Origin of the sequence: Pseudomonas migulae (genome assembly GCF_043225285.1) — a bacterium.
In the GTDB taxonomy this organism is placed as follows: Bacteria; Pseudomonadota; Gammaproteobacteria; order Pseudomonadales; family Pseudomonadaceae; genus Aquipseudomonas; species Aquipseudomonas migulae_C.
In genome coordinates this window covers 2,011,199-2,030,850 of record NZ_CP171224.1, presented here as the reverse complement: position 1 = coordinate 2,030,850, position 19,652 = coordinate 2,011,199, and the positions used below count along the sequence as shown (strand labels likewise).

At 62.3% G+C, this 19,652-nt stretch carries 17 protein-coding genes; 13 read left to right on the top strand and 4 right to left on the bottom strand.

Features of this window, described 5'->3' with window-relative positions; genetic code table 11:
- The first annotated feature begins 16 nt into the window (after window positions 1-16).
- The 8 genes from ribE (at window position 17) to ACF6ZU_RS09355 (ending at window position 5,467) form a co-directional block, all read left to right on the top strand.
- Window positions 17-493, top strand: coding sequence for a 6,7-dimethyl-8-ribityllumazine synthase (gene ribE / locus ACF6ZU_RS09390; protein ID WP_003228649.1), 477 nt, complete (start codon window positions 17-19; stop codon window positions 491-493).
- A complete protein-coding gene (gene nusB, locus ACF6ZU_RS09385; RefSeq protein WP_214379096.1) occupies window positions 490-990 on the top strand; it encodes a transcription antitermination factor NusB in 501 nt (166 codons plus the stop codon). Before ribE ends, nusB begins: the two co-directional genes overlap by 4 nt.
- Window positions 991-1,166: 176 nt before the next feature.
- Entirely contained in the window at window positions 1,167-2,132 is a 966-nt protein-coding gene (gene thiL, locus ACF6ZU_RS09380; RefSeq protein ID WP_392891792.1) for a thiamine-phosphate kinase, read from the top strand.
- Window positions 2,129-2,632, top strand: a complete 504-nt coding sequence (locus ACF6ZU_RS09375) for a phosphatidylglycerophosphatase A (RefSeq protein WP_008033735.1) — start codon at window positions 2,129-2,131, stop codon at window positions 2,630-2,632. Before thiL ends, ACF6ZU_RS09375 begins: the two co-directional genes overlap by 4 nt.
- A 21-nt stretch (window positions 2,633-2,653) precedes the next feature.
- The gene (locus tag ACF6ZU_RS09370) at window positions 2,654-3,394 is read left to right on the top strand and encodes a substrate-binding periplasmic protein (RefSeq protein ID WP_392891789.1); all 741 of its coding nucleotides are present in this window, start codon (window positions 2,654-2,656) and stop codon (window positions 3,392-3,394) included.
- A 239-nt stretch (window positions 3,395-3,633) separates the two neighbouring features.
- Window positions 3,634-4,251 (top strand): GTP cyclohydrolase II, encoded by a 618-nt coding sequence (gene ribA / locus ACF6ZU_RS09365; protein WP_392891787.1) that lies wholly within the window; start codon window positions 3,634-3,636, stop codon window positions 4,249-4,251.
- On the top strand, window positions 4,248-4,667 hold the full coding sequence (locus ACF6ZU_RS09360; RefSeq protein WP_392891785.1) for an MFS transporter: 420 nt from the start codon (window positions 4,248-4,250) through the stop codon (window positions 4,665-4,667). The genes ribA and ACF6ZU_RS09360 overlap by 4 nt, the downstream gene beginning before the upstream one ends.
- Window positions 4,667-5,467 carry a cobalamin-binding protein gene (locus tag ACF6ZU_RS09355; RefSeq protein ID WP_392891783.1) on the top strand — a complete coding sequence of 267 codons (801 nt, stop codon included), beginning with the start codon at window positions 4,667-4,669 and terminating at the stop codon, window positions 5,465-5,467. The genes ACF6ZU_RS09360 and ACF6ZU_RS09355 overlap by 1 nt, the downstream gene beginning before the upstream one ends.
- Window positions 5,468-5,587: 120 nt before the next feature.
- Here the strand turns inward: ACF6ZU_RS09355 and ACF6ZU_RS09350 are convergent, their stop codons facing one another.
- The 4 genes from ACF6ZU_RS09350 to ACF6ZU_RS09335 form a co-directional block, all read right to left on the bottom strand.
- Entirely contained in the window at window positions 5,588-7,471 is a 1,884-nt protein-coding gene (locus ACF6ZU_RS09350; protein ID WP_392891782.1) for a TonB-dependent receptor domain-containing protein, read from the bottom strand.
- A 114-nt stretch (window positions 7,472-7,585) separates the two neighbouring features.
- Window positions 7,586-9,484: a 1-deoxy-D-xylulose-5-phosphate synthase gene (gene dxs, locus ACF6ZU_RS09345; RefSeq protein ID WP_392891780.1), complete on the bottom strand. Its 1,899-nt coding sequence runs from the start codon at window positions 9,482-9,484 to the stop codon at window positions 7,586-7,588.
- Between the two features lie 91 nt (window positions 9,485-9,575).
- Entirely contained in the window at window positions 9,576-10,463 is an 888-nt protein-coding gene (gene ispA / locus ACF6ZU_RS09340) for a (2E,6E)-farnesyl diphosphate synthase (protein WP_392891778.1), read from the bottom strand.
- Window positions 10,460-10,702, bottom strand: a complete 243-nt coding sequence (locus tag ACF6ZU_RS09335; RefSeq protein ID WP_007894317.1) for an exodeoxyribonuclease VII small subunit — start codon at window positions 10,700-10,702, stop codon at window positions 10,460-10,462. Before ACF6ZU_RS09335 ends, ispA begins: the two co-directional genes overlap by 4 nt.
- Before the next feature lie 445 nt (window positions 10,703-11,147).
- Between ACF6ZU_RS09335 and ACF6ZU_RS09330 the strand changes: the two genes are divergently transcribed.
- From ACF6ZU_RS09330 to ACF6ZU_RS09310, 5 genes are all read left to right on the top strand, one after another.
- Window positions 11,148-11,678, top strand: a complete 531-nt coding sequence (locus tag ACF6ZU_RS09330; protein ID WP_392891775.1) for a hypothetical protein — start codon at window positions 11,148-11,150, stop codon at window positions 11,676-11,678.
- A 221-nt stretch (window positions 11,679-11,899) separates the two neighbouring features.
- Window positions 11,900-12,691 (top strand): YfaP family protein, encoded by a 792-nt coding sequence (locus tag ACF6ZU_RS09325; protein ID WP_392891773.1) that lies wholly within the window; start codon window positions 11,900-11,902, stop codon window positions 12,689-12,691.
- A gap of 51 nt (window positions 12,692-12,742) precedes the next feature.
- Window positions 12,743-14,455, top strand: coding sequence for a DUF2138 domain-containing protein (locus tag ACF6ZU_RS09320; RefSeq protein WP_392891771.1), 1,713 nt, complete (start codon window positions 12,743-12,745; stop codon window positions 14,453-14,455).
- The gene (locus ACF6ZU_RS09315; RefSeq protein WP_392891769.1) at window positions 14,440-15,090 is read left to right on the top strand and encodes a DUF1175 domain-containing protein; all 651 of its coding nucleotides are present in this window, start codon (window positions 14,440-14,442) and stop codon (window positions 15,088-15,090) included. Before ACF6ZU_RS09320 ends, ACF6ZU_RS09315 begins: the two co-directional genes overlap by 16 nt.
- Window positions 15,087-19,652 (top strand): alpha-2-macroglobulin, encoded by a 4,566-nt coding sequence (locus tag ACF6ZU_RS09310; protein ID WP_392891767.1) that lies wholly within the window; start codon window positions 15,087-15,089, stop codon window positions 19,650-19,652. The genes ACF6ZU_RS09315 and ACF6ZU_RS09310 overlap by 4 nt, the downstream gene beginning before the upstream one ends.

The window sequence follows — 19,652 nt, the reverse complement described above, 5'->3', positions numbered from 1 at the left end:
TTAAGAGAACTAACGAATGACCCTGAAGACCATCGAAGGTACCTTCATCGCCCCTAAAGGCCGCTACGCTCTGGTAGTGGGCCGTTTCAACAGCTTCGTTGTTGAAAGCCTGGTCAGCGGTGCAGTTGATGCCCTGGTTCGCCATGGCGTGAGCGAAAGCGACATCACCATCATCCGTGCGCCTGGCGCCTTCGAAATCCCGCTGGTTGCACAGAAAGTCGCTCAGAAAGGCGAGTTCGCAGCCATCATCGCCCTGGGCGCGGTCATTCGTGGCGGTACTCCGCACTTCGAATACGTGGCTGGCGAATGCACCAAGGGCCTGGCCCAGGTGTCCATGGAGTTCGGCGTACCGGTTGCCTTCGGCGTCCTGACCGTTGATTCCATCGAGCAAGCCATCGAACGTTCCGGCACCAAGGCCGGCAACAAAGGTGCTGAAGCTGCCCTGTCCGCTCTGGAAATGGTCAGCCTGCTGGCGCAGTTGGAGGCCAAGTGATTAGCGACGATAGCGATCGTTTCAACCCGCGCGATCCAAAGCCTGCGGATGCCGGCAAGCCATCGAAAAGCGTCAAGCGTCGCGAAGCCCGTCAGCTCGCGACCCAGGCGCTGTACCAATGGCACATGGCCAAGCAGTCGCTGAACGAGATCGAAGCGCAGTTCCGGGTCGATAACGATTTCAGCGATGTCGACGGTGCCTACTTCCGCGAGATCCTCCACGGGGTTCCTGCGCAGAAGGACAAGATCGACGCCGCGCTCAAGCCTTGCCTCGACCTCACCATCGAAGAGCTGGACCCGGTTGAACTGGCGGTATTGCGCCTGTCCACCTGGGAACTGCTCGAGCGCGTCGACGTGCCGTACCGCGTTGTGATCAACGAAGGTATCGAGCTGGCGAAAGTCTTCGGTTCCACCGACGGCCACAAGTTCGTCAACGGCGTACTCGACAAGCTGGCCCCGCGTCTGCGTGAAGCTGAAGTCAAGGCGTTCAAGCGCTGATTCGCGCTTGAATCGTATCCTGTCTCGCCGATACGTTCGTTTTTTAGCGAGTGACTGGTGTTGCCAGACAAGGCGCCGCGACGAGTCATAGCGTGCTATGGCGAGGAGCGGCAACGCAGTATGGCGACACCAGACGCCGCTAAAAAATGAACAGTATTGGTGAGACAGGATACCCAATGGGTGAGTTTGAGCTGATCCGTAATTTCTTCGCCGCCGCGCCTTGTGCGCAGGGCGGTGAAGGCGTTGCTCTCGGGATCGGCGATGACTGCGCCTTGCTCGCTGTTCCCCCCGGGGAGCAGCTGGCAATTTCCACCGATACCCTGGTGGCCGGCGTGCATTTCGCCGACCCTTGCGACCCGTTTCTGCTCGGTCAGCGTTCGCTGGCCGTGGCCGTCAGTGACCTGGCGGCCATGGGCGCCATTCCCGTTGCCTTTACCCTTGCCCTGACCCTGCCGACGGTGACCGCCGATTGGCTGGAGGCGTACGCCCGCGGTTTGAACCGCATGGCCCAGAGTTGTGGCGTGGCGCTGGTGGGCGGCGATACCACCCGCGGGCCGTTGAGCCTGACCATGACCGTGTTTGGACGAGTCCCGGCCGGTAAAGCGCTGACCCGCAGCGGCGCGCAGGTGGGCGATTTGCTGTGTGTCGGCGGTGAGCTGGGCAATGCCGCCGGCGCCTTGCCGCTGGTGCTCGGTCAGCGCAGCGCTGAAGCCGCCATCGCCGATCCGCTGCTGGCGCATTACTGGTCGCCGCAACCGCAACTCGCGTTGGGCCAGGCATTGCGCGGCAAGGCGACTTCGGCGCTGGACATCTCCGACGGCCTGCTCGCTGACTGCGGGCACATCGCGCTCGCGTCTAACGTCGGCATTCAGGTTGAACGGGACCGGCTCCCGCTGTCGAAGGCTTTAGTGGCGTTCCTCGGCCAAGCGGGCGCGCAAGACGCTGCGTTGAGCGGCGGCGACGATTACGTGCTGGCCTTCACTTTACCGTCCGTCGAGTTACCGGGGTTGCTGGCCAATGGCTGGCCGATCCATGTGATCGGGCGCGTGGTGGCGGGGCAGGGCGTTGTACTGCTGGATACCGCCGGGCAAGACATCACCCCGCAAACACGGGGCTATCAACATTTTCGGGAGACACCGTGACAGATCATCCCAAACAGGTTCCGGCGGAATTCGTACCGCCGTCGGTCTGGCGCAATCCCTGGCATTTCCTGGCGTTCGGCTTCGGTTCGGGCACCTTGCCAAAGGCGCCGGGCACCTGGGGCTCGTTAGTTGCGCTACCCTTTATCCCGTTGTGGCAGATGCTGCCCGACTGGGGTTACTGGCTGATGCTGGGCATCACCATGCTGTTCGGCTTCTGGCTGTGCGGCAAAGTCGCCGACGATTTGCGGGTGCACGACCACGAAGGCATCGTCTGGGATGAGATGGTCGGGATGTGGATCACCCTGTGGCTGGTGCCGGAAGGCTGGTACTGGCTGCTCGCGGGTTTTCTGGTGTTCCGTTTCTTCGACATCCTCAAACCGTGGCCGATTCACTGGATTGACCGGCACGTGCACGGTGGCGTCGGGATCATGCTCGATGACGTGCTGGCGGGGGTGTTTGCGTGGTTGGCGATGCAAGGGCTGGTATGGATCTTCGCCTGAGTGGCGAAACAGGGGACTAGGATGGCTCGACGCTGGTTGGCAGTGATGGTGTTGTTGGCAATGTTCGGCTCACTCGCTCAGGCGGGGGAGGCCGTGACGACGCCGTCGGTGATCCATCTGGCCAGCGAAGACTGGGAAGACTACACCGCCGCCGATGGCCATGGCCTGGGCTGGGATGTATTGCGCGAAGTCTTCGAGCCGGCCGGCATCAAGCTGGACATTCGTACCGAACCCTACACCCGCTCCATCGGCCTGGCCCAGCGCGGCGAAGTGGACGCCTGTGTCGGCGGCTATCGCGATGAAGTCAGCGACCTGCTGTACCCGCACTGGAATTACGATACCGATCACATCTATGCCCTGGGGTTGGCCAGCAGTCCGGTACCCACCGCCGAAACGCTGGGCAACTACCGGCTGGCCTGGGTGCGCGGCTACGACTTCCAGGATTACCTGCCCAACGTTACCCGCTACAACGAAGTCATTCGGCGCACCGGCATTCTGTCGATGCTGATGCACAACCGCGCCGACTATTACATCGACGCGCTGACCGAGGTGGATTACGTGCTCCGCCGGGCCAAGGATCCGACCCAGTTCCGCCGCACCCACATCGCGGAACTGCCGCTGTACCTGTGTTTTGCCAATAACCCCAAGGCGCGAAAACTGATGGCGGTTTTCGATCAGCGCATGGAGGTGCTGGTGAAAAACGGCCGGCTGAAACCGATCTTCGAACGCTGGAAACAACCGTATCCGTTCGACCAGAATTGACCATACATCCCGCGTCACTGTAGGAGCCGGCTTGCCGGCGATGGCGTCAGTCCAGTCACCAAATAAGTTGTCTGAACCATCGTCATCGCCAGCAAGCCGGCTCCTACAGGGGCTATCGCGTGGGCTGTGATCAAACTTTTAGATCGTTATGCCCCATAATTCAGCCTAAGCGTCTGTCGGAACGTGCTGTTACAATGCCGCGTCTGCGAATCGCCAGTACTTTGAACAGGAGCACACCGGTGCCTGTCGTTTTTGTCGCCGCTTGCAAGCTGCCAACACCTTTTGCGCAATTCACCATGCACGGCTTTCTCGATGAAGAAAACGGGCGCGAGCACGTCGTGCTCAGCCTCGGTGAGTTCGATGACGGTGCCCCGGTACTCGGCCGGTTGCACTCCGAATGCCTGACCGGCGATGCCTTGTTCAGCCAGCGTTGCGACTGCGGCTCGCAACTCGAAGCTGCGTTGCAGGCCATCGCTCGTGAAGGTCGGGGCGTCTTGCTCTACCTGCGTCAGGAAGGCCGCGGCATTGGCCTGCTGAACAAGATCCGCGCCTATGAATTGCAGGACGGCGGCGCCGACACCGTTGAAGCCAACGAGCGCCTGGGCTTTGCCGCCGACCAGCGTGACTACGCCATGTGCCTGCCGATGCTTGAGCACCTGGGCGTGAAATCCCTGCGCTTGATGACCAACAACCCGCGCAAGGTCAAGGCCTTGACCGACATGGGCATCACTGTCGCCGAGCGCGTGCCGCTGCACACCGGCCACAACCCGCATAACAAACTCTACCTGGCCACCAAGGCCAGCAAGCTCGACCACATGATGGGTAACGAGCACCAGGGCGAGGTAGACCGGGCGTGACCCGTGGTCAGGTTCGGCGGCGACTGTCCGTCAGTTGGTGGCAATACCTGGCGCTGGCCCTGTTGCCGCTGTTCGTGATCAACGGCGTGTTTGGCCAGGGCGAGGCGATCCTGCCGGTGCTGGCGATGCCGCTGTTCATTGCCGGCGTGGCCTCGATGTTTGTCAGCCTGAAGTTTTTCGGTGGCTACAAACACGCGTTGATCGCGACGCAAAAATCCCTGGATACCCCTGAAGAGCCAGCCGCGTGGATCACCCTCGCAGCCAAACGTCGTGCGGCGTTCCTCGCCGCTGGCTTGCCCGCGTGGATCGGCGCCCTGGCGGTATTCGTCGGCCTTGAAGCAGTGCCGTTGGTGTTGCTGGCGTTATCGACCACGGTGCTGTTCTACCTCTACCGTATCCCGCGTCAACTCGGCTGATGCGACGCATCGGGCTGGCGGTTTTGCTGTTGGCCGTCAGCGGCGCGGCGTTCGCGGTCGAGCGCGTCGTCAGCCTCGCGCCGTCACTCTCTGAAATCGTGGTTGAGCTGGGTTCGGCGGACCTGCTGGTCGGCGTGCTCGATGCCGGCGACCGTCCCGCCGAACTGCAAAACCTGCCGTCCGTGGGTCGCTACGGTCAGCTGGACATGGAGCGTTTGCTCAGCCTGAAACCCGATTTACTGCTGCTCTGGCCCGGCAGCGTCGGCCCGGCGCAGCGTGAACAGCTCAAACACTTGAACATTCCCACCTACGTCGCTGATTCCCACAGCCTTGAACAACTGACCACCCAAATCGAGGCGGTTGCCGCGCAGCTCGGCCGGCCCGAGCGCGGCGTTTCCCTGGCGGCCGATCTGCGTCAAAGCCTGGCTGTGCTGCGCCAGCGCTATCGGCGGGACGAGCCGTTGCGGGTGTTTTATCAGGTCTGGGATCGACCGCTGTACACCGTCGGCGGAGGGCAGATCATCAGTGATGCGCTTGAAGTGTGCGGTGCGCGCAATGTGTTTGCCGACCTGACCTTGCCGGCACCGCAAGTCAGTGTGGAGGCGGTGTTGCAGCGTGATCCCGAGGTGATTCTGGCCGGTGAACAGGCGCAGCTGGAGGCGTGGAAGTCGTGGCCGCGGGTGGCGGCGGTGGCGCAGGGGCGGTTGTTGTTGGTGACGGACAAGGGGCTGGAGCGGCCGAGCGGGCAGATGATCGAGGCGACGGCCAAGCTTTGCCAATTGATTGCGCCCGACAGGTGAGACCGAGTCGCCTCTATCGCGAGCAGGCTCGCTCCTACAAGAGTTTTGTGTCGTTCCTAAATCCAATGTAGGAGCGAGCCTGCTCGCGAAGAGGCCGGTTCAAGCAACACAAATTTCAGTTCAAAGGTCAGGCGTCCAGGTCACCCCGAACATCCACGCCCGACCTTCCTCGCGATACCCATACTGACTGCCATCATGGCTGTACAACGCCCGGCTGTACCCCTTGTCCAGCACGTTGTCGACCTTCAGCTCAAGCCTGATCTCTCGATTCAACTCCCAACTGCTGCGCAACCCCAGCAGCGCATACCCGCCCAACGGCTGCCGATTGTCTTCGTCGTCATAACTGCCGCTAACCGCCTGCCAACTGGCGCCGAGCCCCAATCGATCAAACTGCCGATCCAGGTCCAGGCTCAAGGTCCGCCGCGCACGCCGTGCCAGCGTGTGGCCGCTGTCGCGATCCCGCGGGTCGATGATCGCCACGCCGAGGGTGCTCTGCCAGCCGAACAGCTCCTGTTTCAATGCCGCTTCAAACCCGTTGATCCGCGCCGAGGCGACGTTCTCCGGGCGGTCGCTGCTGCCGAAGATGATCGCGTCCTTGAGGTCGGTGCGATACAGCGAGGCTTCGAGGCGGCTGCTATCGGTCAGCTGGCTGCGCCATTGCAGCTCATAGCTTTTTGAAGTTTCCGGCTTCAGGTCCGGGTTGCTGAAATCCGGGTAGTACAGATCATTGAAGGTCGGTGCGCGAAAGCCTTCGCTGTAGGTCAGCAACACGTCGTTGTCCGGGTTCAGCGGTAGGGTGAAGGTGCCGCTCCAGCTGTTCTGGCTGCCGAACTGCTGGTTCTGGTCGCGGCGCAGGCCCAGCTCCGTGGAGAAACCGTCGGCCTGATAGCGATGCTGGATAAACGCCGCGCGGTTCCAGCGGCTGTCCTCGTCGAACGCGGTGCTGCTGTTGATCCGGTCTTCGTACCAGTCGCCACCGAGGATCAGGCTGTTGCGCGCATCGAGCGTCAGGTCGTTCTGCCAGTTCAGCGAATCGCGGTAGGTGTTGAACACGCTGCGTTCGTCGCTGAGCTTGTCGAAGGTCTTCTCGCGGTTTTCGCTGTGGCCGAATTCGACGCGGGTTTTCCAGGCGTCGTTGACTTGTGCATCGACGTAACTGCTGAGGCTGCTCACCGTGAATTCGTTGTAGGGCTGCTGCTGGACTGATTCGAAGGTGGTCATGTCGAAGCGGCCGAACGGGTTGTCGAACGCGCTTTTGCCCTGGTTATCCATCAGATTGGCGCCGATTTCGATGTCGTCCGTGAGTGCGTGACTCAGGCTCAGGCTCACGGATTTGTTGCGGTACTCGTCGTGGTCACCATCGCTGGGATACGACGTGTGGCTGCGATTGATCCCGGCGGTTTCATCGAGGCTGGCGCCGAGATTGAAGCGGGTTTGCTCGTCGCCACCGGAGAGCCCAAGGCTGCGCTCCCAGGTCTGGTTGCTGCCAAAACCTATGTGCAGACGCGGTTGCAGGCCTTGCTCGACACCGCGACGGGTGAAAATCTGGATCACCCCGCCAATCGCATCGCTGCCGTAAATCACCGAGCGGGAGCCACGCAGTACTTCCACGCGCTCGACCTGTTCGATGTTGATGTGTTGCAGGTTGCTGTCGCCGGACGTCGAATTGCCGATGCGCTGACCGTCCACCAACACCAGGCTCTGGGCCGATTTGGTGCCGCGAATGTAAATCCCCGGCAAGCTGCCGCGCCCGCCGGTTTGCCCGACTTGCACGCCAGGCACGCGACGCAGCAGGTCCGTCACGCTGCCCGGTTGCAGGCGGTCGATGTCCTCGCGGGTGAACACGGTGTTGGCGGCACTGCTGTCGTTGCGTGCTTCGACCTGGCGATTGGCGCTGATCAGCACGTCAGGCAGTTTCAGGGCTTGATCGCGTTCGAAGGTGTCGGCCAGGAGTGGGCCGGACGGCAGGAGGGTCAGCGTCAGGGCGAGGCGGGAGAGATTCATGAGTTATTCGTAGACACGGAAGGAACACGGTCCCCTGTAGGAGCCAGCTTGCTGGCGATGGCGTCCTCAAGACCGCCATCGCCAGCAAGCTGGCTCCTACAGGGGAGATCGGGTTTACAGATTGAGCAGGTGCAGGCGCTGGCGGACCGAGGCTTCGATTCCTGCTTCATCGAGGCCACACTCGGCCAGCATTTGCGCAGGCTTGGCGTGCTCGACATAGCTGTCCGGCAGGCCCAGGTGCAGCATCGACTTGAGGATGTTCTCGCGGGCGAGGAATTCGCTGACCGCGCCACCGGCACCGCCCATGATCGCGTTCTCTTCGATGGTCACCAGCAGCTCGTGGCTGCCGGCGATCTCGCGAACCAGCGCTTCATCCAGCGGTTTGACGAAACGCATGTCGACCACGGTGGCATCCAGCGTTTCGGCGACTTTCAGCGCTTCTGCCAGTTGCACGCCGAACACCAGCAGGGCGACTTTGCTGCCCTGGCGGCGAACCACGCCCTTGCCGATTTCGATCGGTAGCAGGTCTTTTTCGATCGTCGCGTTCGGGCCGTTGCCGCGCGGGTAACGCACCGCCGCCGGGCCGTTGTACAGGTGGCCGGTGGTGAGCATCTTGCGCAGTTCGTTTTCGTCGCTCGGGGTCATCACCAGCATGCCGGGGATGCAGCGCAGGAACGACAGGTCGAAGCTGCCGGCGTGGGTCGGGCCGTCTTCGCCCACCAGGCCGGCGCGGTCGATGGCGAACAGCACGTCGAGGTTTTGCACCGCGACATCATGCACAAGCTGGTCGTAGCCGCGTTGCAGGAACGTCGAGTAGATCGCCACCACCGGTTTGGCGCCTTCGCAAGCCATGCCGGCCGCGAGGGTCACCGCGTGTTGCTCGGCAATCGCCACGTCGAAATAGCGCAGCGGGAAGCGCTCGCTGAACGCTACCAGGTCGGAGCCTTCCTTCATCGCCGGGGTGATGCCCACCAGGCGCGTATCCGCAGCGGCCATGTCGCACAGCCATTCACCGAACACACCCGAATACTTCGGTCCGCTGGCTTTTTTTGGCGTTGCGGCCGGAGCATCGACAGGCTCGAGCTTGGTGATCGCGTGGTAACCGATCGGGTCGACTTCCGCCGGGGCGAAGCCTTTGCCTTTCTTGGTGACGACGTGGAGGAATTGCGGGCCTTTCAGATCGCGCATGTTGCGCAGAGTGGCGATCAGGGTGGGCAGGTCGTGGCCATCGATCGGGCCGATGTAGTTCCAGCCCAGCTCTTCGAACAGCGTGCCGGGAACCAGCATGCCCTTGGCGTATTCTTCGGTGCGACGGGCAATTTCCCAGGCGCCGGGCAGGCGCGACAGGACCTTTTTGCTGCCTTCGCGCATGCTTGCGTAAGTGCGGCTGGAAAGGATTTTCGCCAGGTAATTCGACAGCCCGCCGACGTTGCGCGAGATCGACATGTCGTTGTCGTTGAGGATCACCAGCATGTTAGCGTCCACTTCCGGCGCGTGGTTCAGCGCCTCGAACGCCATGCCGGCGGTCAGCGCGCCGTCGCCGATCACGGCAATCGCCTTGCGATCGCTGTTCTGCAGGCGGGCGGCGATCGCCATGCCCAGCGCTGCGCTGATCGACGTGCTGGAGTGGCCGACGCCAAAGGTGTCGTACTCGCTCTCGGAGCGACGCGGGAACGCGGCGACGCCGTCCTTCTGGCGCAGGGTGCCCATGCGCTCGCGACGGCCGGTGAGGATTTTGTGCGGATAGGCCTGATGACCCACGTCCCACACCAGCCGGTCGTCCGGGGTGTCGAAGACGTAATGCAACGCGATGGTCAGCTCGATGACGCCCAGGCCGGCACCGAAATGCCCGCCGGTCTGACCGACCGTGTAGAGCAATTCCAGGCGCAACTCATCGGCCAGGGTTTCCAGCTCGGCTTCGCCTAACCGGCGCAGGCCGTCCGGCGTGTTGGCACGGTCGAGCAGGGGCGTGGTCGGGCGCTTGCGGGGAATCTCATGAAACGTCGTGGGCATCAGGCGAATCGTTATAGGTATAAAAGATGCGGCAGTTTACCTGATGCATCGGCCCCTGCCCACGCGTTGCTCTTTTTTGGCGGATACGCTGTCAGCTGCGGCGTTCGACGATATAGCGGGCCAGATCGCGAAGTGGCTCGGCGGCCGCGTCAAACGGTCGCAGCGCGTGCAGGGCCTGATCGCGCAGTTCCAGCGCGTAGGCCTTGGCCGCGTCGAGCCCGAGCAGGGCCGGGTAGGTCGGCTTGTCGCGCGCGATGTCGGCGCCCTGGCGTTTGCCGAGGGTTTCGGTATCGCTTTCGACGTCGAGAATGTCGTCCTGCACCTGGAACGCCAGGCCGATGGCCTGTGCATACGCTTTCAGGGACTTCAGTTCGTCCTTCTCGGCGCGGCCGCTGGCGAGGGCGCCAAGCTTGACGCTGGCTTCGATCAGCGCGCCGGTTTTGTGCCGATGCATGTATTCGAGGGCTTTTTGATCGAGTTTCAGACCGACCGAACCGAGGTCGATGGCCTGGCCGCCGACCATGCCCGCCGGACCAGCGGCCAACGCCAGGGCGCTGACCATCTGCAGGCGGATTTCCGCATCGGACGTGCTCAGGCGCGGATCGAGCAGGGCGCTGAAGGCCAGGCTCTGCAGGCCGTCACCGGCGAGAATCGCGCAGGCTTCATCGAATTTCTTGTGGGTGGTCGGCTGGCCGCGACGCAGGTCATCGTCGTCCATGGCCGGCAGGTCGTCGTGAACCAGGGAATACGCGTGGATCAGCTCCACGGCGCAGGCGGCGCCGTTGGCTTGCTCGGGCTTGCCGCCCAGGGCTTCGCACGCGGCGTAGGCCAGCAGCGGACGGACGCGTTTGCCGCCGTTCATCACGCTGTAGCGCATGGCTTCGTACAAACGCGCCAGTTCAGGGCTTGGCGGGTTGAACAGGGTTTCCAGTGCCGCGTTGACACGGGCCTGGCTGGTCGCCGAATACGCTGCAATCATTCTGGTTGATCCGCGTCGAAGGGTTCCTCGGCCAGCTCGCCATCACGCTCGAGCAGCACTTGAACCTTCTGCTCGGCCTGGGCCAGCGCCGCCTGGCAATCGCGGGTCAGACCGATGCCTTGCTCGAAAGCCGTCAGCGAGTCTTCCAGCGACAGTTCGCCGTTCTCCAGTCGCTCTACCAGCGTTTGCAGGTCAGCGAGGGATTGTTCGAAATCCAGTGCAGCTTTTTTGCGGGCCATGGCGGCGATTTCCGGTTGACGTTAAACCGGCGCGACACTAGCAGACATGGGGGTTATGGGCAAATTGGGGCATTGTCTGGTTGGGTGTATATCCGTTTTTTGGGTGATGGCTGATAGTGGTTCCGCCCTTACGGCGGGTTACTTGGAAAAGCGCCAAGTAACCAAGCGCTTTTGCCCCTTTCGTTCGGTGCCTCGCCCAGGCTCGGCATCCCCTCGCTCCGGTCCTGCTCCGTGGGCCCGCCGCCATCGGCCATCCACGGCCGGGGGCGGCTAACCCGGCATCCATGCCGGGTTGCCCACTGCGCAGAACCTCCACTCGGCCTCTCGAGGGGGCGCCCACCGCCACAGCCGCCGAGGCGGCCTAGTAGCCGACCTGGCTCTTTTGTGGTCGCGATCCTTCATCTGGATATGCACACCGATCCCTGTAGGAGCCGGCTTGCTGGCGATGGACGTCAACGATGACGCGGGCTGTCTGGAGGAGCGCGGTGTCTGGGCGTTTTTCGCGAGCAGGCTCGCTCCTACAAGGGATTGGGTTCACACGGTCAAAACTGTAGGAGCCAGCTTGCTGGCGATGGACGTCAACGATGACGCGGGTTGTCTGGAGGAGCGCGGTGTCTGGGCGTTTTTCGCGAGCAGGCTCGCTCCTACAAGGGATTGGGTTCACACGGTCAAAACTGTAGGAGCCAGCTTGCTGGCGATGGACGTCAACGATGACGCGGGTTGTCTGGAGGAGCGCGGTGTCTGGGCGTTTTTCGCGAGCAGGCTCGCTCCTACAAGGGATCGGGTTCACACGGTCAAAACTGTAGGAGCCAGCTTGCTGGCGATGGACGTCAACGATGACGCGGGTTGTCTGGATGAACGTGGTGGCCGGGCGTTTTTCGCGAGCAGGGCTCGCTCCCACAGGGGGGCACGTGGGCATCCGCCAGACCATCTTGTACGCCGTACTGCAATGATGAGGATTATTCGGCTCATTTAGTGAGCCGAATAAGACCGCTATTCGGCTAACCGTCCACCCATCACCGTGACCTCCACCGCAATTTAAGATGTATCTGATTGTGAAAAACCCGCCAAATCGCTAACCTTCGCGCCTTCTACGACCCATCAGTCACGGGTCTTTCTGACGAAACGCAGTATTTGGATCTGTAACGCGCCGAGGATCTGGCGCAAGGTTTCGTTATGCATGGCAGGAGGCGTCACATGCGTTCATTTCTTCTAGTGCTGATGGGGCTCGCCTGCGCGACCTCTGCCTGCGCCGCACCGACGGCCGAGCTGTCGGAGCCGGTGGGCGGTTGGCGCTACAACGGTCTGCTCGATCGCAGCGAAAACCCGCGAGTCGCCTATCCCACGCCGCCCATCGACCGGGGCGTGCAGCGCAATCGCACGATGATCGAAGGCCAGCTCAAGGCCATCGGCACCCAGCGCGGACCCCACACCCTGGCGGTCAACGGCAATCCCCTGAACCTGTACACCGACGACGAAGGACGTTTCGCCCGGCCCTATGCGTTTGGCGCAGGCTCCAACAGCGTCGAAGTGCGCAGCGCCGAGGGCCAGTCGCTCAAGCGCGTCCAGTTCTATGAAGCCAACAACCATCGCACCCCGGCGCAGATTCGCGTAGTGCTGGGCTGGGACGATCCGAAAGCCGAACTCGACCTGCACATCATCACCCCCGACGGCCAGCACGCGTTTTTCGCCCACACGGCGTTGACCAACGGCGGCGGCCTGGATCCGGACGGCGTCGACGGCCCCGGCCCGGAAATGTTCACCATGACCGCGCCGCTGCATGGCACCTATCTGGTTTACGTGAACTATTGGGGCAACTTCGGCAGTGGCGGCTATAACTTCGATGAGACCAGCAACCAGAACGAAGTGATCACTTCGCAGATCAACCTGGTGCTCAACGAAAACACCGTCGACGAAAAACGCGAGACCTTCATCGTGCCGATGCGCGCGATCGGTGACCTGCTGCTGGTCAAGACTTTCAACTATTAAGCATCCCGCTCCACGGATGAATTGCCGAGCTTTGGGAACATGAGCGTGAACATGAGCGATAACACTGTTACCCCGGCCGCTGACGCACCTGCCGCCAAACCTTCCCGGCGCTGGCCGTTGCTGTTGGGCGGGCTGATCCTGGTGGCTGGCGTGGCGGCCGGACTGGGCTGGTTCATGCACAAACCCAAGGCGCCGCCGGCTGCGCTGGCCAGCGATAAACTGGGCATGAGCCGCCCGGACGGTCTGCTCGAAACCCATTCCTTGAGCCAGTTGCCCAAGGACTTGCTGGCGGTGCCGTTTCTCAAAGAAACCCTGACCGAAGATTTCGTCTTCTATTACGAAACCCACGTCGATCGTCTCGGATTGATCGGCAGTCTGCGGCGGATCATTTACGAGCATGACCTGAAGTTGCAGGACAGCCTGATCGAACAGCTCTTCGATCAACCGGCGGATGTCGCGTTGTGGCGCGGGGCGGATGGTCGTCTGAAAGACTTCTTGCTGGTGATGGATCGCGGGGGGCTGGCCAAGGTGCTGGAGCCGCTGGCCAAAGTCGCGCTGGATGATTCGCAGCTGACACAACTCGGTGACATCAAGGTCACCGGCGATACGGTGCCGCTGTATCAGCTCACCTACAACAACAGCAAAGCGCTGCTGTTTGCCTCTCATGGCGACAAGCTGGTGGTGCTGTCCAATCCTTCGAAACTGTACGACAACAGTAATGGCCCGATCGATGAGCCTGGAATGGTTTCGACTCAATCGCTGGAAGCATTGCTCGGCGGTCAGAAACTCTTCCCCGAAGCCTTCGGCCTGCCACCCCGCGCGCCGGAAGTGAAACAACGCCTGTCGGTCAACGCCAGTGTCCTGGCCATGGGTTACCAGCGCTTCATCCCGAACTTCGCCGGCCTGCGTTTCGACATGGACGACAAGGGCTGGCACAGCTTCCTTGCCATGGACGAACTGGAGAACCAGCCCGACTTCGATTTCAAACCGATCTGGCAAGCCATGCCGATGGGCGCCAGCGCGTGCGTGGCGCTGCCGCTGGCGGCCGAACAACAGAAACCGCTGCTGGTGAAACTCGGCGCCGAAGAACCCGTGGCCCAGGCGCTGACCGAACACATGGCCGGTGCCGCCGGCCTGTGCTGGTACGCCGATTCGCGGCTGTATACGCCGCTGCTGGTGGCCAGCCTGAACGACAGTGACAGCGCCAAGCTGGATGGCGACCTGGGCAAGTTGTTCGGCTCGATGGTCGGCGCTTACGAAGGCAACGTCGAAGAACATGCGTTCCCGGTGGTCGAGAAACAGGAAGGCGACAATCACCAGTGGCAGCGCCAGGTCAGTTCCAACTTCGGCCCATACCAGGCTAAGGACGCGGAAGACCCGGACGCCATCACCGGCAAGGCTTTCATGAAAGTCAGCCTGGCGCGTCACGGTGCGACGCTGCTGTTTTCCCTCGATGACAAGCTCGTGGACAAAGCCCTCGGCACCCTCGACAAACGCTTCCCGCCAATGGCCGACGTGGTGCCCAAGGACCTGCTGATGCCGGTCTACTTCGGCCCGGATTCCATGGCGCAACTCATGCAACAGGAAACCCTCGACAGCCTGCCGCAGGACATGGAGCCGGTGTTCTACAACGCCGCGCAAACCTACCTGATTCCAAAACTGCGCAAGCTCGGCGGCTACGGCAAATACGCGCTGACCTTGCCCAAAGGCAGCGAGCCCGACGGCCACTGGCAATGGCTGCCGCTGGAATGGAAAGCCCTGTGACCGCACTTATCCGAGGCCTCGGCCTGCTGGCGGTGTTGCTGGGCAGTCGCGCATTCGCCAGCGAAGCCGCGCCACTCGATCCACAGCAATCCCAGGTGTTCCGCGCCTGGTTCGTGCGCATCGCCCAGGAACAACTGACCCAGGGCCCAAGCCCGCGCTGGTATCAGCAGGACTGCGCGGGCCTGGTGCGTTTCGCCGCCAACGAAGCGCTGAAAGTCCATGACGACAAATGGCTGCGCAGCAATGGCCTGTCCAACCGCTACCTGCCGCCGGAGCTGCAACTGAGCGAGGCGCAACGCGGTCTTGCCCAGCAATGGCAGCAGGGCGGCGGCAAGGTCGGGCCGTACGTCAACGCGATCAAACTGATCCAGTTCAACAGCCATCTGGTGGGTCGCGACGTCGCGCAAGCACGCCCCGGCGACCTGATGTTTTTCGATCAGGGCGACGACCAGCACCTGATGATCTGGATGGGCCGCTACATCGCCTATCACACCGGCACCACCACCCCCACTGACAACGGCATGCGTTCCGCGAGCCTGCAGCAACTCATGACATGGAAGGACACCCGATGGATACCCGACGCAGCCAACCCCAACTTCATCGGCGTCTATCGACTGAACTTTCTCTCCCAATGATCGGTGCCCGCATGCTGCGTTTACTGCCTCTACTGTTGCTGTTGGTCCTGCCATTTTCGGCGGTGAATGCCGAAGACACCGTCGAGCCGAGCGGCTACACGCCGGTGGCCGGTGAAAGCTTTTTCCTGCTGGCCGACAGCAGTTTCGCCAGCGACGAACAGGCGATGGTGCGACTCGAAGCACCGGGTCGCGACTATCGCCGTTTTCGCATGGAGCCTTACGGCGGCGCCGACATCCGCGTGTACCGCATCGACAAACCGCTGGATTTCCTCAAGCGCCAGAAGAACCTGCACCGGGTGGTCAGCGATGGCCAGTTCAAGGGCGAAGGCCTGTCGAATACCCTCGCGTACCTGTGGGACAACTGGTACCGCAAATCCCGTCGGGTCATGCAGCGGGCGTTTTCCTACGAGTCCCGTAAACAAGTCACCGAGGAAGTGCCCGAGCTGAAGATGGGCAGCGCGATTGCCGCGCCAACGCCTTACGATGCGCAGCCGCAATTCGCCCTGATCCCGGGCCTGCCGGTGGTCAGCCAGTTCCGTTATCCGCTGTGGCAAGCCAAACCGATCCAGCCGCCTGCGGGCGTGAACCTCGCCGGTTCCTCCAGCGAGTTCGTCTCCGTCGCGCCGGGCAACGTCTACATTCCGTTGGGCAACCTGAAACCGGGCCTTTATCTGGTGGAAGCGCTGATCGGCAAGTACCGCGCGACCACCATGGTCTTCGTTTCCAACACCGTGGCCGTGAGCAAGATTGCTGGTGATGAACTGCTGGTTTGGGCGGCGCGCAAACACGAAGGCAGTTCGGTGCCGAAAGTGAATGTGCTGTGGACCGACGGCCTTGGCGTGATGAGCAGCGGTGCCACCGATGCCGAAGGCTTGCTGCGCCTGAAACACGTCAGCCCCGAACGTTCGTTCGTGATCGGCGAGGATGAAGAGGGCGGGGTGTTCGTCTCCGAAAACTTCTATTACGACAGTGAAATCTACGACACCAAACTCTATGCCTTCACCGACCGGCCGCTGTATCGGCCGGGGGATTGGGTGTCGCTGAAAATCGTCGGGCGCGAGTTCAAGAACGCCCGTGACTCGGTGTTGCCGACGGCCGCCGATGTCAACGTGACCGTGCTCGATGCCACTGGCACCGCGCTGCAATCCCTGGCGCTAAAACTCGATGCCAAGGCCGGCACCCAAGGCCGTTTCCAGTTACCGGATAACGCGGTGGCGGGCGGTTATGAGTTGCGCTTCAGCTACAAGGACCAGGCCTACAGCAGTGCCTTCCGTGTCGCCGAATACATCAAACCGCACTTCGAAATCTCGCTGAACCTGGCCAAGCAGGATTACCGCACCGGCGAGCCGGTGAAAGGCAGCCTGGTGTTGTTGTACCCGGACGGCAAACCCGTCGCGAACGCCAAGTTGAGCCTGAGTCTGCGCGCCCAGCAACTGTCGATGGTCGACAACGAGCTGCAATACCTCGGGCAATTCCCGGTGGAGCTGACCAGCGCCGAACTGACCACCGATTCCAAAGGCAACGCGACCCTCGACCTGCCCGCCGCCGAGAAACCGAGCCGCTACATGCTCACGGTGTTTGCCAGCGATGGCGCGGCGTATCGGGTCAAGACCACCAAGGAAATCCTCATCGACCGTGGCGCCGCCAGCTTCCGCCTGAGCGCGCCGCAGCGCTTCAGTGCGGTGGGCGACAAGGTCGCGTTCAGCTACGTCAACGAAGGTGGCAGCGAGCAGAGCAAAGCCGTCACGCCAAGCAGCTACGGCTGGGTGCGCCTGGAAGACCAGAGCACCGCTGAAGGCAAACTCGCCGTCAGTGACAAAGGCTTCACGCTGGCCTTCGAACGTCCCGGTACTTACAACCTGACGTTGAAGGATAACCATGGTCGCGTGGTCGGTGCCACCGGGCATTCCGTCACCGGCGATGGCGTCAAAGCCGTGCCGGGTACCGTGGAAATCGTCCTCGACAAACCCGAATACAAGGCCGGCGACGAAGCTCTCGCGCTGATCACGTTCCCGGAGCCGGTGAGCGATGCTTTGCTGTCGCTGGAGCGCGACAAGGTCGAGGCCACGGCGCTGATGTCCAAGGGCGGCGACTGGCTGAAGATGGAAAAACTCAGCGACACTCAATACCGCGCACGCATCCCGGTGAAGGATAACTTCGCGCCGAACCTGACGTTCTCGGTGCTGTACACCAAGGGCGGCCAGTACAGCTTCCAGAACGCCGGGATCAAGGTGATTGCGCCGCAGATCGACGTGGCCATCGCCACCGATAAAGAGGCCTATCAACCGGGCGATACCGTGTCCGTGGACCTGACCACGCAGTTCGCCGGCAAACCGATTCCGGCGCACCTGACGGTCAGTGTGGTGGATGAAATGGTCTACGCGCTGCAACCGGAAGTCGCGCCGACCATCGACCAGTTCTTCTATCACCCGCGCCGCAACAACGTGCGCACCAGCGCCAGTCTGTCGTTCATCAGCTACGACGTCGCGTTGCCGGGCAGCCCCGGCGCGCCGGGCAAGGCCAACCGTAGCGAGCGCGGGGTAAAGGTGCTGGAGCGTCCGCGTCGTGAAGACGTCGACACCGCCGCATGGCAGCCGGAATTGATCACCGATGCCAACGGAAAAACCCGTTTCACCTTCAAGATGCCGGACTCGCTGACCCGCTGGCGCATCACCGCGCGAGCGATTGCCGAAGACGGTCAGGTCGGGCAGAAAAAGCAATTCGTGCGCTCGGAAAAACCGCTGTACCTGAAGTGGAGCGGGCCGACCCGATTCCGCACCGGCGACAAACCGGACCTCGGTGTGTTCGCCTTCAGCCAGGCCGAAAAACCGGTCAAGGCGGAACTGGTGATTCATTACGCCGGCGCTGAACAGCGTGTTTCCGTGACGCTGAACAATGGCATCAATTACATCCCGTTGCCGGCGTTTGCGCTGGCCTCGGGCGAGTGGACCGCCGAGCTGGTGCAGGACGGCAAGACCGCTGACGCATTGGCCGTGCGCCTGACCGCGACCGGCGAAGGCTGGCAGGTCACGCAAAGCCAAAGCCTGGACGTGGCCAGTGGCGACACACCGCTGACCTTGCCGGCAGACGCGACGGATATTCGCCTGCGTCTGGACGACAGCCCGCAAGCGCTGTTCCGTTCGGCGCTGGATGACTTGCTCAGCTATCCCTACGGCGGCGTCGAGCAGACGGCCAGTCGTTTGCTGCCGCTGAGCATCGCCTATCCGACCTTGTCCTCGAATCCACAGATCCGCGATCGCTTGCGCCTGATCATGCAGAACAGCCGTCTGCGTCTAGTGCAAATGGCCGGGCCATCCGCGAGCTTCACCTGGTGGGGCATGGACGGCGAGCCGGACGCGTTCCTCACCGCTTACGCCTATTACGCCGACTGGCACGCCAGCCAGGCGCTGGAACTGAGCCTGCCGCCGGAGCATTGGCAGCGGGTATTGGAGGTGTATTCGAAGCAGGCGCAAAACACGCCGTTGTTGCAGCGCGCGTTGATCCTGTCGTTCGCCAAGCAGATGCAATTGCCGGTGAACACTTTGCTCAGCGGCTTGATGGACGACCTGGCGCAAGCCGGCGAGGGCAGCGCCGCGAACCTGATGGAGGATGGCGAAGACAGCCTCGTCATGAGCGATCCGGATTCGGCGCTCGGTCTGGCGGCGGCGCGGACGTTGACTGCTGCGTTGGCGAAGCAATCGAAGGTCACTTTGCCGGAGCCGTTCAACCGCCAGCTGCCCGATGCGCAACAGCGTCTGGCCGTCAGTTCGCAACCGTTTGCCGAAGCCTTGAACCTGTCGCTGCAAAGCTTCGATCAGAGCCGCGCGCAATCTTTGCTGCAACGTCTGCTGCCACAACAATCGACCCTGGAACGCGCGTTGGCGCTGACCTGGTTGCAACGCAGCATTGAACAGGCTTCGCCGACCATCGCTTTGGCGCCGGGTGAAGGCTGGAAGAAAAACTACGGTGATACCGGTGAAATGTTCTGGACGTGGCAGGGGCCGACGCCGGTGCCGTCAGTGCTGTCGCTGACCGGGACGCAAGAGCGTCCGCTGCGTGCCGCGCTGAGCTTCCAGACCAGACAGGCGCCGGTTGAGCCGATGGCGGTGACCATCACCCGTCGCCTGTCGCGTCTGGTACCGGGCGATGAAGCGTTCGAGTTCAAGCTTGAAGCGGTCGGCAGTAAACCGTTGTCCAGCGACAGCCTGTATCTGGACGAGGTGATCATCACCAGTAAAGCCGCCAAGCCGCTGCGCTACGGCATGATCGAAGTGCCGCTGCCGCCGGGCGCCGATGTCGAGCGCACCACGTGGGGCATCAAGTTGATGAGCAAGGCGGGCACTGAACCGACCGCGCTGGAGAAGGCGCGTTCCGAGCCAGGTCAGATGGCGTATGCGATTCCGGTGGATGCCTTGAGCGGCGAACTGCGGCTGCGTCACCTGGTGCGCTTCTCGCAAAAGGGCCAGTTCAACCTGCCGCCGGTGCGCTTCACCCAGGTTTACGCGCCACAACATCAGGCTCAGGAACAGAAACCGGCGCTTGGCCAGGTCACGGTCAACTGA

Excerpts from the sequence above, each read along its gene's own strand:
- ribE (WP_003228649.1), top strand. The coding sequence starts at position 17 with ATGACCCTGAAGACCATCGAAGGTACCTTCATCGCCCCTAAAGGCCGC.
- thiL (WP_392891792.1), top strand. The coding sequence starts at position 1,167 with ATGGGTGAGTTTGAGCTGATCCGTAATTTCTTCGCCGCCGCGCCTTGT.
- ACF6ZU_RS09370 (WP_392891789.1), top strand. The coding sequence starts at position 2,654 with ATGGCTCGACGCTGGTTGGCAGTGATGGTGTTGTTGGCAATGTTCGGC.
- ACF6ZU_RS09355 (WP_392891783.1), top strand. The coding sequence starts at position 4,667 with ATGCGACGCATCGGGCTGGCGGTTTTGCTGTTGGCCGTCAGCGGCGCG.
- ACF6ZU_RS09350 (WP_392891782.1), bottom strand. The coding sequence starts at position 7,471 with ATGAATCTCTCCCGCCTCGCCCTGACGCTGACCCTCCTGCCGTCCGGC.
- dxs (WP_392891780.1), bottom strand. The coding sequence starts at position 9,484 with ATGCCCACGACGTTTCATGAGATTCCCCGCAAGCGCCCGACCACGCCC.
- ispA (WP_392891778.1), bottom strand. The coding sequence starts at position 10,463 with ATGATTGCAGCGTATTCGGCGACCAGCCAGGCCCGTGTCAACGCGGCA.
- ACF6ZU_RS09335 (WP_007894317.1), bottom strand. The coding sequence starts at position 10,702 with ATGGCCCGCAAAAAAGCTGCACTGGATTTCGAACAATCCCTCGCTGAC.
- ACF6ZU_RS09330 (WP_392891775.1), top strand. The coding sequence starts at position 11,148 with ATGGACGTCAACGATGACGCGGGCTGTCTGGAGGAGCGCGGTGTCTGG.
- ACF6ZU_RS09325 (WP_392891773.1), top strand. The coding sequence starts at position 11,900 with ATGCGTTCATTTCTTCTAGTGCTGATGGGGCTCGCCTGCGCGACCTCT.
- ACF6ZU_RS09320 (WP_392891771.1), top strand. The coding sequence starts at position 12,743 with ATGAGCGATAACACTGTTACCCCGGCCGCTGACGCACCTGCCGCCAAA.
- ACF6ZU_RS09315 (WP_392891769.1), top strand. The coding sequence starts at position 14,440 with ATGGAAAGCCCTGTGACCGCACTTATCCGAGGCCTCGGCCTGCTGGCG.
- ACF6ZU_RS09310 (WP_392891767.1), top strand. The coding sequence starts at position 15,087 with ATGATCGGTGCCCGCATGCTGCGTTTACTGCCTCTACTGTTGCTGTTG.